The sequence below is a fragment of the Selenomonas sp. oral taxon 920 genome, from assembly GCF_001717585.1.
In the GTDB taxonomy this organism is placed as follows: Bacteria; Bacillota; Negativicutes; order Selenomonadales; family Selenomonadaceae; genus Centipeda.
In genome coordinates this window covers 1207309-1219530 of sequence record NZ_CP017042.1, presented here as the reverse complement: position 1 = coordinate 1219530, position 12222 = coordinate 1207309, and the positions used below count along the sequence as shown (strand labels likewise).

General features: G+C 52.4%; 13 protein-coding genes. All 13 read left to right on the top strand.

Translation table 11 applies throughout. The annotated features are described in order from the left end of the window. The 13 genes from speE (at position 1) to BCS37_RS05625 (ending at position 12222) form a co-directional block, all read left to right on the top strand. Positions 1 to 861 (top strand): polyamine aminopropyltransferase, encoded by an 861-nt coding sequence (gene speE, locus BCS37_RS05685; protein ID WP_069180557.1) that lies wholly within the window; start codon positions 1 to 3, stop codon positions 859 to 861. Continuing rightward, on the top strand, positions 842 to 1723 hold the full coding sequence (gene speB / locus BCS37_RS05680; protein ID WP_069180556.1) for an agmatinase: 882 nt from the start codon (positions 842 to 844) through the stop codon (positions 1721 to 1723). Before speE ends, speB begins: the two co-directional genes overlap by 20 nt. A gap of 71 nt (positions 1724 to 1794) precedes the next feature. After that, positions 1795 to 2085: an Asp-tRNA(Asn)/Glu-tRNA(Gln) amidotransferase subunit GatC gene (gatC, locus tag BCS37_RS05675; RefSeq protein ID WP_069181558.1), complete on the top strand. Its 291-nt coding sequence runs from the start codon at positions 1795 to 1797 to the stop codon at positions 2083 to 2085. Positions 2086 to 2097: 12 nt separating this feature from the next. Then, positions 2098 to 3564 (top strand): Asp-tRNA(Asn)/Glu-tRNA(Gln) amidotransferase subunit GatA, encoded by a 1467-nt coding sequence (gatA, locus tag BCS37_RS05670; protein ID WP_069180555.1) that lies wholly within the window; start codon positions 2098 to 2100, stop codon positions 3562 to 3564. Further along, a complete protein-coding gene (gatB, locus tag BCS37_RS05665; RefSeq protein ID WP_069180554.1) occupies positions 3561 to 5000 on the top strand; it encodes an Asp-tRNA(Asn)/Glu-tRNA(Gln) amidotransferase subunit GatB in 1440 nt (479 codons plus the stop codon). Before gatA ends, gatB begins: the two co-directional genes overlap by 4 nt. A 55-nt stretch (positions 5001 to 5055) precedes the next feature. Next, the gene (locus tag BCS37_RS05660; RefSeq protein ID WP_069180553.1) at positions 5056 to 5724 is read left to right on the top strand and encodes an HAD family hydrolase; all 669 of its coding nucleotides are present in this window, start codon (positions 5056 to 5058) and stop codon (positions 5722 to 5724) included. Continuing rightward, positions 5721 to 7118, top strand: a complete 1398-nt coding sequence (rlmD, locus tag BCS37_RS05655; protein WP_069180552.1) for a 23S rRNA (uracil(1939)-C(5))-methyltransferase RlmD — start codon at positions 5721 to 5723, stop codon at positions 7116 to 7118. Before BCS37_RS05660 ends, rlmD begins: the two co-directional genes overlap by 4 nt. 16 nt (positions 7119 to 7134) lie before the next feature. Further along, positions 7135 to 7713, top strand: coding sequence for a hypothetical protein (locus tag BCS37_RS05650; protein ID WP_069180551.1), 579 nt, complete (start codon positions 7135 to 7137; stop codon positions 7711 to 7713). 10 nt (positions 7714 to 7723) lie between these two features. Then, a complete protein-coding gene (ylqF, locus tag BCS37_RS05645) occupies positions 7724 to 8605 on the top strand; it encodes a ribosome biogenesis GTPase YlqF (protein WP_237142691.1) in 882 nt (293 codons plus the stop codon). 29 nt (positions 8606 to 8634) lie between these two features. Continuing rightward, positions 8635 to 9390, top strand: a complete 756-nt coding sequence (locus BCS37_RS05640; RefSeq protein ID WP_069180550.1) for a ribonuclease HII — start codon at positions 8635 to 8637, stop codon at positions 9388 to 9390. A gap of 26 nt (positions 9391 to 9416) precedes the next feature. Next, complete coding sequence (locus BCS37_RS05635) at positions 9417 to 11447, top strand: hypothetical protein (protein ID WP_237142748.1); 2031 nt, start codon at positions 9417 to 9419, stop codon at positions 11445 to 11447. A 92-nt stretch (positions 11448 to 11539) separates the two neighbouring features. Further along, complete coding sequence (locus tag BCS37_RS05630) at positions 11540 to 11869, top strand: EscU/YscU/HrcU family type III secretion system export apparatus switch protein (protein ID WP_069180548.1); 330 nt, start codon at positions 11540 to 11542, stop codon at positions 11867 to 11869. Beyond that, positions 11866 to 12222 (top strand): YraN family protein, encoded by a 357-nt coding sequence (locus BCS37_RS05625; RefSeq protein WP_069180547.1) that lies wholly within the window; start codon positions 11866 to 11868, stop codon positions 12220 to 12222. Before BCS37_RS05630 ends, BCS37_RS05625 begins: the two co-directional genes overlap by 4 nt.

The following is a 12222-nucleotide window of genomic DNA, read 5'->3' as shown; positions in this document are numbered from 1 at the left end:
ATGGAATTTTGGTACACAGAACAACATACGCCCGATGTGCGCTTTTCGATTCGCGTGAATCGTCAGCTTTACAGCGGACAGAGCGAGTTTCAGCGCATCGATGTGTTCGAGTCGCCCGAGTTTGGGCGATTTTTGACGCTCGACGGCTATATGATGCTGACGGAGAAGGATGAGTTCATCTATCACGAGATGATTACGCACGTTCCCATGTGCGTACATCCGGAGGCAGAGAACATCCTCGTGATTGGCGGCGGCGATGGGGGAACCGTGCGTGAACTTCTGCGCTATCCTTCCATACGCCATATCGACCTCGTGGAAATCGATGAGATGGTGGTCGATGTCTGCCGTGAATACCTGCCATCGACTGCATCATGTCTCTCGGATGAGCGCGTTCACATCCACTACGAGGACGGACTGCGTTTCGTGCGCAAACCCATCGATACATACGACCTCATTATTGTGGACTCGACGGATCCATTCGGACCGGGGGAGGGCCTTTTCACGAAGGAGTTCTATGGAAACTGCTTCAAGGCACTCAAAGAGGACGGCATCATGATCAATCAGCATGAGAGCCCGTTTTACGAGCAGGATGCCTATGCAATGCAGCGTATGCACCAGCGCATTGTCCACTCATTTCCATTCAGCCGTGTCTACCAAGTACATATACCGACCTATCCATCGGGACATTGGCTCTTCGGATTCTCGTCCAAGAACCGTCGGCCTGTCGAGGGCGTGGACTTTGCACGTTGGAAGTCGCTCAGCATAAAGACACGCTATTACAACACACAGCTGCACGCAGCTGCATTTGCCTTGCCGAACTATGTGGAGGAGATACTCGAAGATGTGGAACCGCAACATTGAAACGTTTCTCGGATGTGACGGGACGTATGAGGACAGCCATATCGTGATCTTCGGCGCACCGTTTGACTCGACGACATCCTATCGCCCTGGAACACGCTTTGCTGCGCGTACCATGCGGGCAGAGTCCTACGGACTGGAGACGTACAGCCCCTATCAGGATCTTGATCTTGAGGATGCACACGCATTTGACGGCGGCGATTTGGAGCTCCCATTCGGAGATACAAAGCGTGCGCTGGATATGATCCATACATTTACGAAGAATATTTTGACAGACGGACGGCTGCCATTTCTGATTGGCGGCGAACATCTTGTGAGCCTGCCCGCGATCAAGGCGGCGGCGGAAAAACACCCCGATCTTGTCGTGATTCATTTCGACGCGCATACGGATCTCAGAGACGAATATCTCGGCAATCACCTCTCCCATGCGACGGTTATCCGCCGTGTTTGGGATTTCCTCGGCGACGGACGCATTCATCAGTTCGGCATTCGCAGCGGTGAGCGTGCGGAGTGGCAGTGGGCACGCGAGGGTCATACGAATCTTCGCCCTTTTACATTTGCAGGGCTCTCCGAAGCAATCGCAGAGGTCAAGGATCGTCCCGTATATCTCACCATAGACCTCGATGTGCTCGACCCATCGGCATTTCCGGGGACGGGAACCCCCGAGGCGGGCGGTGTGACCTTTGTCGAACTCATGAAGGCAGCCCTTTCCGTGATTCGCGGATGTCATATCGTTGCCTGTGATATGGTCGAACTCTCGCCGCCGCTCGATCCGAGCGGTACATCGACGGCGACGGCACTCAAGCTCCTGCGGGAGATGATCCTTGCACTTGAGGCAGATTTTATCCGCCCGCAAACAGTATGAGGATTTCGTTTGATACCTGCGGAACGATTTGTTATAATGATTCGGATATGACAAAGAAAGACGGTGGAGGCATGAAGGTAACGGAACAGGATCTCACGACAACGGCGCATCTCTCGCGCCTTACGATTCCTGTAGAGGAAAAAGAAGAAGCACTCAAAACATTGGGGGATTTTCTAACGTATGTGGATAACCTTTCCAATGTCGATACAGAGCATGTGCATCCGACGACGTATGCACTGCCCATCGAGAATGTCTTCCGTGCCGACGAGGTGCGCCCGTCCCTTTCCAATGAGGCGGCACTCTCGAATGCCCCTCTTGCAGAGGACGGCTATTTCAAAGTACCGAAAGTACTCGAAGGGTAAGGAGGGGCTGTTTTGAGTCTATATGAAAAACCGGCGCATATCCTGCATGATATGCTTACGCGCAAGGAGATTAGCGCACGCGAACTGACCGAAAACGTACTTTCGCGCATGGACGCAGTCGAAAACGAAGTCGGCGCGTATCTTTTGGAAAACCGCGAGGATGCACTTGCTGTGTCAGACCGCGTGGACGCGAAGATCGCAGCGGGGGAGGAGATTCCTTTCCTCGCGGGCATTCCGGGCGCAATTAAGGATAATATCTGTACGAAGGGCGTGCGCACGACAGCAGGATCAAAGATTTTGGAGAGCTTTGTTCCGCCCTATGATGCAACGGTTATGACAAAACTGCATGATGCGGACGCTGTCATCCTTGGCAAGGCAAACCTCGACGAGTTTGCAATGGGCGGCTCGACGGAGAACTCTGCCTATCACCCGACCTATAATCCGTGGGACACGGAGCGAGTCCCCGGCGGATCGTCGGGCGGCAGTGCGGCGGCGGTTGCATCGGGGACGGCGATCTGGGCGCTTGGCAGCGATACGGGCGGCTCGATTCGTCAGCCCGCATCGTTCTGCGGCATTGTCGGTCTGAAGCCGACCTATGGGCGCGTCTCCCGCTACGGACTTATGGCGTATGCTTCCTCCCTTGATCAGATCGGTCCCCTCACACGCGATGTCACGGATGCCGCACATCTCATGAATGTCATTGCAGGGCACGATGTCATGGACTCGACGGCAAGCAGGGCAGATGTTCCGGACTATACGAAGGCATTGCAGAATGACGTAAAGGGACTCAAGATCGGTCTGCCCAAAGAATACTTCATCTCGGGAATGGACAGCGATGTCGAAGCCTCTGTCCGCAAGGCGATTGCGGATGTTGAAGCGATGGGAGCGGAAGTGCGCGAGATTTCACTCCCGCACACGGACTATGCCGTCTCGACCTACTATCTGATTGCACCCGCAGAGGCGGCGACCAACCTCGAGCGTTATGATGGTGTCAGCTACGGTGTACGCGTCGATGGGGAAGATCTCGTCGACATGATGACGCGCACGCGCACGGAAAAATTCGGTGCGGAGGTCAAACGCCGCATCCTTATCGGCAACTATGCTCTTTCTGCGGGCTACTACGATGCATACTATCTCAAGGCACTCAAGGTGCGGACGCTCATTCAGCAGGACTTCATGCGTGCCTTTGAGGAGGTCGATGTCATCATGACACCGACCGCACCGACCCCCGCCTATAAGATTGGTGAGATGACGAGCCCCCTGCAGATGTACCTGCAGGATATCTCGACCGTGCCTCTCAACCTTGCGGGGCTGCCCGGTATCTCCGTTCCCTGTGGCTTTACCGCAGCGGGACTTCCCATCGGACTGCAGATCATCGGACGTCCGCTCGCGGAGGAGACGATCCTGCGTGCGGCATATGCCTATGAGCAGACACATGATTTCCATACAAAAATGGCACCGATTGGAGGAAAGGCATGAAATACGAAACCGTCATCGGTCTTGAGATTCACTGTGAACTTAAGACAAAGACCAAGATTTTCTGCGGCTGTGCGACGGGCTTCGGCGCAGATCAGAATACGCATGTCTGTCCCGTCTGCCTTGGGCTTCCCGGTGTCCTGCCCGTCGTCAATCGTCAGGTCGTAAACTACGCCATCAAGGCAGGGCTTGCAACCAACTGTGAAATCAACGGGTACAGCAAGTTCGACCGCAAGAACTATTACTATCCCGACCTTCCGAAGAACTTCCAGACCTCACAGTTCGACCTCCCGATTGCTGAGCACGGCTGGGTGGATATTGACACGGAGGCGGGCAAGAAACGCATCCGTCTGACCCGCATCCACATGGAGGAGGATGCAGGGAAGCTCGTGCACTCCGGCACGACGATCAAGGATTCCTCCTCGTCCAACGTGGATTACAACCGTACGGGCGTGCCCCTGCTTGAAATCGTCTCCGAGCCGGATATGTCCTCGGCGGAAGAAGCGCGTGCCTACATGGAGAAGATCAAGACGATCATGGAGTACATCGATGTCTCCAACTGCCGCATGGAGGAGGGGAATCTCCGCGCAGACATCAACGTTTCTCTGCGTCCCGTCGGCTCGGACAAACTGGGCACACGCACGGAGATGAAGAACATCAACTCCTTCAAGGCACTTGAGGATGCCATCAACTACGAAATCGAGCGTCAGACCGAGGTGCTCGAGGACGGCGGTCATATCATTCAGGAAACGCGCACATGGGATCCAGAGCGCGGCATCACCCTCTCCATGCGCAGCAAGGAGGAGGCACATGACTACCGCTATATGCCGGAGCCTGACCTGCCGCCGATTGTGACGAGCGCGGAGGAGATCGAGGCGATCCGCAAGGAGCTTCCCGAGTTGCCAGACGCTCGCCGTGCTCGTCTGATGGATGAAGCGGGGCTTTCCGCTTACGATGCGGGCATCATTACAAGCTCACGTGCGATGGCGGAATACTACGATGCCATTACGGCGACGGGCGCGGACGCGAAACTCGCGGCAAACTGGCTGATGGGCGATCTCGCAAAGAACCTCAATGCAGAGGGCAAGACGATCGAGGATTCACCCGTTGATGCAAAGCGTCTCGGTGAGATGATCCTGCTCATCTCGAAGGGCACGATTTCCTCGAAGATCGGCAAAACCGTATTCAAGGAGATGTGGATATCGCCCAATGCACCGGAAAAGATCGTTGCGGACAAGGGGCTTGTCCAGATCACCGACACAAAGGAGATCGAGGATATTGTCGATCAGGTCATCGCAGCGAACACAAAAGCCGTTGAGGACTATAAGGGCGGCAATAAGAAGGCAATCGGTGCACTTGTCGGACAGGTGATGAAGCAGTCCAAGGGTAAGGCGAACCCACAGATGGTCAACGAACTCTTGGCAAAAAAACTCGGCTGAGACAAACAGCCTTTTCCGAAAGGGAAAGGCTGTTTTTGTCAAAGGGGGCATTTCCATGAACTATAAAGCCGCTGTATTTGATTTGGACGGAACACTTGTCAACTCACTGGACGATCTGGCGGACAGTGCCAACGCCACTCTTCGCGCACACAGCTTTCCCGTGCATGAGGTGGAGGCGTATCGCTATTTTGTCGGAGACGGCACACGAAAGCTGATGGAACGCATTCTCCCGCAGGAGAACGCTGCGGATACGATCTTTGTGGAGCAATTTATGTCTGAGTACAAGGACTGCTACGCGCGAAATCTGCTCCAAAAGACGAAGCCATACGACGGCATTATGGAGATGCTTGAGGAACTACGACGACGCGGTATTCCGATGGCAGTTTGCACGAACAAACATCAGTCTGCGGCAGAGATGATTGTGAAGACGCTTTTCCCGCACGGTATTTTTCAGGAAATCATCGGCGATCAGGAAGGACTGCCGCGTAAGCCCGACCCGCAAAAGGTGCTTCACATCATGAGAAATTTTGGGGTTACGGGAGAGCAGACCGCATATTTTGGCGATACAGACGTGGATATGGACACAGCACGCAATGCACGAGCGTTTGCGGTCGGCGTTCTCTGGGGATTCCGACCAGAGGAGGAACTCGTGGCACATGGGGCAGATATTCTCTTGACACACCCGATGGAACTATTTGAAAAGGTGACGTTTGCAGAGCGATGAAACATAGAAAAGCGATAAAGCAAGCCGCGCAGACGATTCCCGTCTGCAAAGGGCGAACCTATGAACTTCAAATTGACCGCCTCGGGACAAGCGGGGAGGGAGTCGGACGCTATGACAACTTTACTGTCTTTGTCCCGAATGCGCTCCCAGGCGAGACTGTCTCCGTCATCATAGAAGAAGTAAAGAACAGCTATGCACGCGGACGCATCAAGCAGATCCTGCATGAGAGTGTCGATCGCGTTGCCCCCCTCTGTGAACTCTACGAGGAATGCGGCGGCTGTCAGCTCCAACACCTCTCCTATGAGGCTCAGCTGCGTACAAAACGTGCACAGGTCACAGACGCACTGATCCATATCGGTAAGCTTCCGCAAATTCCCGTGATGGAAACGCTGCGTGCAGAAGAACCGTGGAACTATCGGAACAAGATGCAGTTTCCAATTGGACGAAATAGCGGAAAGATCGTGATTGGCTGCTTTGCACAGGGCAGTCACAGGATTATCAATACGGAAAACTGCCACATCCAGCGTGCGGAGAACAACGACCTTGCAAATGCTGCACGCGAGATTGCAGAGCAGCTTCACATTCCGGTCTATAACGAGGACACCCACAAGGGCGTTCTGCGCCACATTGTCGGGCGCGTCGGACGCAGCAACGATCTCATGGCGATCATTGTCACTGCAACAAAGCAGCTCCCACGCGCAAAGGACTTTGTTCGCATGATGCGCGAGCGTCTGCCAAACCTCGTCAGTGTCCATCAGAATATCCAGACCTATCGCAACAACGTCATCATGGGGCGCGACACACAGCTGCTCTGGGGACGACCGACGATTATCGATTCTTTGGGGCGGCTGAACTTCCACATCTCCCCGCGCTCCTTCTTTCAGGTCAATACAAGACAGGCAGAACGCCTTTACGAGCAGGCACTCGCCTATGCCGACCTGCATGGGACAGAGACTGTCATCGACGCCTATTGCGGCACAGGAACAATTACGCTGTTTCTTGCTCAAAAAGCGCGAAAGATCTACGGCATCGAAATCGTACAGCCCGCCATCCTCGATGCACGAAAAAATGCACGCGACAACAATGTAAAGAATGCCGAGTTCATCGTTGGCGATGCGACCGCCGTCATGCCTGCACTCTACAAGCAGGGGATTCGCCCCGATGTCGTCGTCGTCGATCCGCCGCGTGTCGGCTGCACCGAAACCGTCCTTCGCACCTTCGCAAATATGAAGCCGCAGCGCATTGTCTACGTCTCCTGCAACCCTGCAACACTAGCACGCGACCTCGCCATCCTGAAAGAACTCGGTTATCTTGCGCAGGAAGTTCAGCCGGTGGATCTCTTTCCACAGACTTCGCACGTTGAGAACGTTTGCCTGCTGAGAAAACAAAAATAAATGAAAGGGACAAATCATGGATACATTTCGACCAAGATATCAGGTTCCATTCGACGAATATGAGCCTGCTCTTATTGAATGGGATGCAGACGAAGAGATTATCCATATACCTAATGATTTGTTTGAGGAGAGTATGGATTATGATGATCAAGATGACCAGCATCTGCATCGCCGCGAGAATTTTGTAGATTACGATATTATCTTAGATAATCACATATTAAAGGGACAACACGGAAGCCTGTTGACAGCTGCAGCAGGGGGGCTTGCCTTTGGCACGGTTGGAGCGATTGCTGGGTATTGGATGGGAGCAAAGCCGGATAAAAAGCTGTGTTCACGTATGAGCTTAGTACTCTTCTTTACCGATGGAAAACGGGTAGAACGTATTGATCTTATTCAACCCACTGCTCCTGTAGAATATAACTCCTTTCAGTATGACCAAAAGTTTGATAATCTAAAAGAATGTATTTGTGCTTTAGAAGCATTTAAGCTGGCAAATTCCGGTAGAGAGGATGTATCACAGTCCGAAATAAATGATATAGCAGCAGATGTTATATACAAACTAAATAATCTCATCATGGGCGAATATGATACGTAGAAAGGTCATAATGGAAAATAACAACATTATCGACATCCCAAGCCTCCAGTGGTACCCGGGTCATATGCGGAAGGCAGAGCGGCTGGTCAAGGAGAATCTGAAGCTGGTAGATGTAGTTGTCGAACTGCTGGACGCACGGATTCCGCTGAGCTCTGCGAATCCTGTGCTGCGCGAAATTGTCGGTGATAAGCCGCGCCTTATCGTGCTCAACAAGGCGGATCTTGCGGATGAGGCGGCGACACGTGCATGGGTGAAATACTTCGCTGCAGGAGGGATCGCGACGGTTCCAGTGGATGCGGTCAAAGGACGCGGTGTCAAGGAACTCGTACAGGCAATCACAAAATGTGCGAAGCCGAAAACGGACAAGCTCGTTCAGCATGGGGCGAAGGCGCGTGCTGCACGCTGCATGATTCTCGGCATTCCGAATGTCGGAAAGTCCTCGCTTATCAACCGTCTGTCGGGTGGGGCAAAGACGAAGGTGGAGAATCGTCCCGGCGTCACACGCGCAAAGCAGTGGATTCGTCTTGGTGCACAGCTTGAACTTCTTGATATGCCGGGGATTCTCTGGCCGAAGTTCGAGGATCAGCAGGCTGCACTTCACCTTGCCTTCACGGGGGCAATCAACGACAATGTCTACGATGTGGCGAGCGTTGTCCTCCTGCTTCTAGATACGCTTCGCATATCATATCCATCCGCTCTCATAGAACGCTATCGACTGGAGGGGGAGCTTCCAAGCGGCGTAGAGCTGCTTGAGGAAATCGGACGCAAACGCGGCTGTCTGCGTGCGGGCGGCAAGATCGACTACGAGAAGGCGGAGCAGATTGTGCTGACGGACTTTCGCAGCGGACGGTTGGGATATGTAACGTTGGATGAATTGCCAACCATTCCTTGACAGCATATGTGGTGAAGGAAATATTGAAAATGACGATAAAAGAGATAGAGAGTATCTTTTTGCAGGGCTCTGTAACGGAAGATTTTATCGAAGCCTGTCGAAGTGACTCACGCAAGTCGATGCAGACAATCCTCCGCCGCTATGAACGCATACAGAACGAACGCGCACGTCTGAGCACGATGTATGTGTATGAACGCGCCGCCATAGCGGCGGGACATGCTTTTGTTGCAGGTGTGGATGAGGCTGGGCGTGGTCCTCTGGCAGGCCCCGTTGCTGTCGCTGCTGTCATTCTGCCGCAAGAGTGTTACCTGGCGCGTCTCAACGATTCCAAGAAGCTCTCGCATACTGTACGCGAGGAGCTTTTCACACAGGTTACGGAGCAGGCAATTTCGTATCATATTTCGCTGATTGATGTGGAAACAATAGATCGAATTAATATTCTGCAGGCAACACGCATGGGAATGTATGAGGCAATTGCATCACTTTCCCCTGTGCCGCAGGAGGTTCTGATCGACGCCGTCGAACTCCCGAATCTTTCCATCCCATCACAGTCCATTATCAAGGGCGATGCGAAGTCCGCATCAATTGCGGCTGCCTCCATCTTGGCAAAGGTAACGCGCGATCGCTTGATGGAAGCATACGATGAAAGATATCCAAACTATGGTTTTGCAAAACACAAAGGGTATGGAACACGTGAACATATTGAAGCAATTCAGAGATACGGTATATGTTCTCTGCATCGCAAATCGTTTGAACCCATACGATCTATGTTAAATATAATGTAACAGAAAAGGCAGTGAATATCGTGTCGATGGAAGCAAATACAACAACCGCATCTGCGGCAATTCCCTCTACACCGCGGATTACACCGGGGCGCACAACAGAAGGAGTTCAGAGCCGCGGAGATCAGGGGAATTCGTCTGCCGCATTCAGTCAGAGAACAAATGTCACGATTGATACCGCCATCGACCATATGGCAGATATTCTCTCAAAGGTCAGCGGACGTCAGCAAACAAATGTTCAACAAATGCCGCAGGAGCTCAAAGAAGTCATTCAGAATATGATACGGCAGTCCTTCTCCATTGAGACTACGCTTGGACAGGGACTAGGAAGCACCGCTGCCAGTCAGCGTTTTTCGACCGATCAGTTGACGACGCTGGCACGTATGTTGAATCAGTTGGGCTCAATGGCAGAGACAGAAGGCAGTATCCCGCGGGTCAGTGACGATCTAGCAGCACTTTTGACTGGTCTCAAAACAGCACTTACCAAAGAATACGGCGGTACGTTTGAGCCGATTATGCTGACAAAGGCCGCCTTTCAGCTGCTTGACACAGGGAATGCCGAACTTTTGCCGAAAGAGCTGCAGGAATTTCTAACCCAACTGAATGTGGCTTCGGGTTCACCGAGTGGTACGACTTCGTCATCGCTGACCTTTTTGAATCAGTTGGTTCAGCTTCTGATGCCGCGCGGTACGGAAAACAACACCCAACAGATGCCTGCAAATGGAAATATCTCTAATGCAGAAACATCGTCAACATCGCAAAATTCAATGGGTGGATCGTCTGTCCTTGCACACAATACAGGTGCAACGATGTCAGAGGACGTGCCGCCGGAACAACAAATGCCTCGTCAACAGACGAGTATGCCGGGAACAGACGCAGTGGCAAAAGAAAATCCTTCTGGTACACCTCGACAAACAGGGAGTGTATCGCAGGAAATCGTTGGAAAAATGTCAGAGCCTCCTGCTCAGGGGCAACCCTCCTCATCCGCAGAACCGGACAGTACACAGAAGTCCATGACGAACAAGCCTTCTCAGATGGGGACAAACTCCATGGAACGGGGGCAAAATTCTGCACCCCCAACTGGGAATACACAAAATGCTCTGTCTGGTAAAGAGTCTCAGTCAATCGTGGAAAACAAGTCTGCGTTGGAATCGAATGTACGCCCCGCTGGAAGTCCTGAGGCGCAGAGCCAATCTGCAAAATCCAATATGCAGGCGGGGCATGACACGGAACTTGCAAATACTGCAAAAACGTCGGCACAGAATGTTGCACAGGTCAGATCTCCTGAGATGCAGAACACGATTCCACGATTTGTTACGCAGACGATGGAGAATACACCGCAGACAATGAATGTTTTGCGAAATCTTGCACAGGCTCTTTTACAGAACGAGAATCTCAGCCAACGTGAGGTGCTTCTGCTGCAAAATTTTGTGAACGGGCGTGGTCAGACGATGAGCGAGGGAGATGCCAAACAACTGCAGCAGCTTATCCAACTAACCCAGCAAAATATTCCAGGAACGGTGCGTCAGGCAGCACTTGAACAGCAGCTGCCGGATCTCCCGCGCCTCTGGGCGTTCATGCAGATGGCGGACATTGTAAAGACGCGCAGGATGACAGCAGAGCAGTATAAACGTGCGGGCAGAGATGTTGCTGCACTTGCCCTCACTATGCGAAACGCGCTGGAGGGGGAGAACGCTACACCACAGCCGGGACAACGTTCCATGAACTTTGTTATGCCGCTCTTTATGGGAGCTTCTGAATATCCTGCCTACATTCACGTCTATGATGAATCACACACAGATGAGGAAACGGATCGTCTTAAGAAAGAAACATGGCTTCGTATCTGTGTACTCACGGATAACATTGGTACCGTTGAACTCATCAACCGGATCTATGAAGAAAATCACGTCGATATGCGGCTCTATTTTTCGGATGCCGACGCGGCGTGGGAATTTCGTAATGCGCTCGACAGTATACGTGAGTCGGCAGACGGCACAGCGCTCATCATTGAGGGCATCCAAATCGGTGCCATCGGCGAGCGGCGGTTCTTTACGAATTGATGTCGGCAGACCTCTGTGTTCTTGTCTGATGAAGAAAGAACCGGAATTGCATAATATGGACAAAATATATCAGTTGCAAGGATGGGTGAGATATGGCAGAACAGTGGGATAATGATACTTCACCTGTCGAAGATATACCTGTAGAACAGGAGCAGCGTGCTGTTGCAATCAAATACGATGTCAAGAATGACCGTGCCCCGCGCATTACGGCAAAAGGACGTTCACTTGTTGCTGATCGCATTTTAGCAGAGGCGAAAAAAAACGGCATTCCTGTCTACCAAAACAAATCCCTTGTCAATATGCTGATGGCTCTGGAGATTGACCGTGAGATTCCGCCGGAACTCTATCGCACAATCGCGGAGGTCCTTGCCCACGTCTACCGGATTGATCGCCATGCGGGTGAACGGAGACCACGCACATGAGCAACAAGGCACTTGGCAATCAGGGTGAAACCTATGCTGCAGAGTATTTGCGTCGGCAGGGCTGCCGCATTCTTACACGCAATTATCGGACGAAGATCGGAGAAATCGACATTGTTGCAGACGATCATGGAACACTGGTCTTTATCGAGGTGAAAACACGGCGCGGCATGCACTATGGGACACCTGCCGAGGCGGTGCATTACCGAAAGCAGCAAAAGATTGTCCAGACGGCACACTGGTACTTGCGTGAACAAAACAAAGAAAATGCTCACTGTCGTTTCGATGTACTCGAAATCTATGCTTTTGGCGATCTATGGCAGGTGAATCAGATAAAAAACGCCTTTGAGGCATAG

Coding starts and splice junctions, on each gene's coding strand:
- BCS37_RS05640 (WP_069180550.1), top strand. CDS start 8,635: ATGACGATAAAAGAGATAGAGAGTATCTTTTTGCAGGGCTCTGTAACG.
- BCS37_RS05625 (WP_069180547.1), top strand. CDS start 11,866: ATGAGCAACAAGGCACTTGGCAATCAGGGTGAAACCTATGCTGCAGAG.
- gatB (WP_069180554.1), top strand. CDS start 3,561: ATGAAATACGAAACCGTCATCGGTCTTGAGATTCACTGTGAACTTAAG.
- speB (WP_069180556.1), top strand. CDS start 842: ATGTGGAACCGCAACATTGAAACGTTTCTCGGATGTGACGGGACGTAT.
- speE (WP_069180557.1), top strand. CDS start 1: ATGGAATTTTGGTACACAGAACAACATACGCCCGATGTGCGCTTTTCG.
- ylqF (WP_237142691.1), top strand. CDS start 7,724: ATGGAAAATAACAACATTATCGACATCCCAAGCCTCCAGTGGTACCCG.
- gatC (WP_069181558.1), top strand. CDS start 1,795: ATGAAGGTAACGGAACAGGATCTCACGACAACGGCGCATCTCTCGCGC.
- rlmD (WP_069180552.1), top strand. CDS start 5,721: ATGAAACATAGAAAAGCGATAAAGCAAGCCGCGCAGACGATTCCCGTC.
- BCS37_RS05650 (WP_069180551.1), top strand. CDS start 7,135: ATGGATACATTTCGACCAAGATATCAGGTTCCATTCGACGAATATGAG.
- BCS37_RS05660 (WP_069180553.1), top strand. CDS start 5,056: ATGAACTATAAAGCCGCTGTATTTGATTTGGACGGAACACTTGTCAAC.
- BCS37_RS05630 (WP_069180548.1), top strand. CDS start 11,540: ATGGCAGAACAGTGGGATAATGATACTTCACCTGTCGAAGATATACCT.
- BCS37_RS05635 (WP_237142748.1), top strand. CDS start 9,417: ATGGAAGCAAATACAACAACCGCATCTGCGGCAATTCCCTCTACACCG.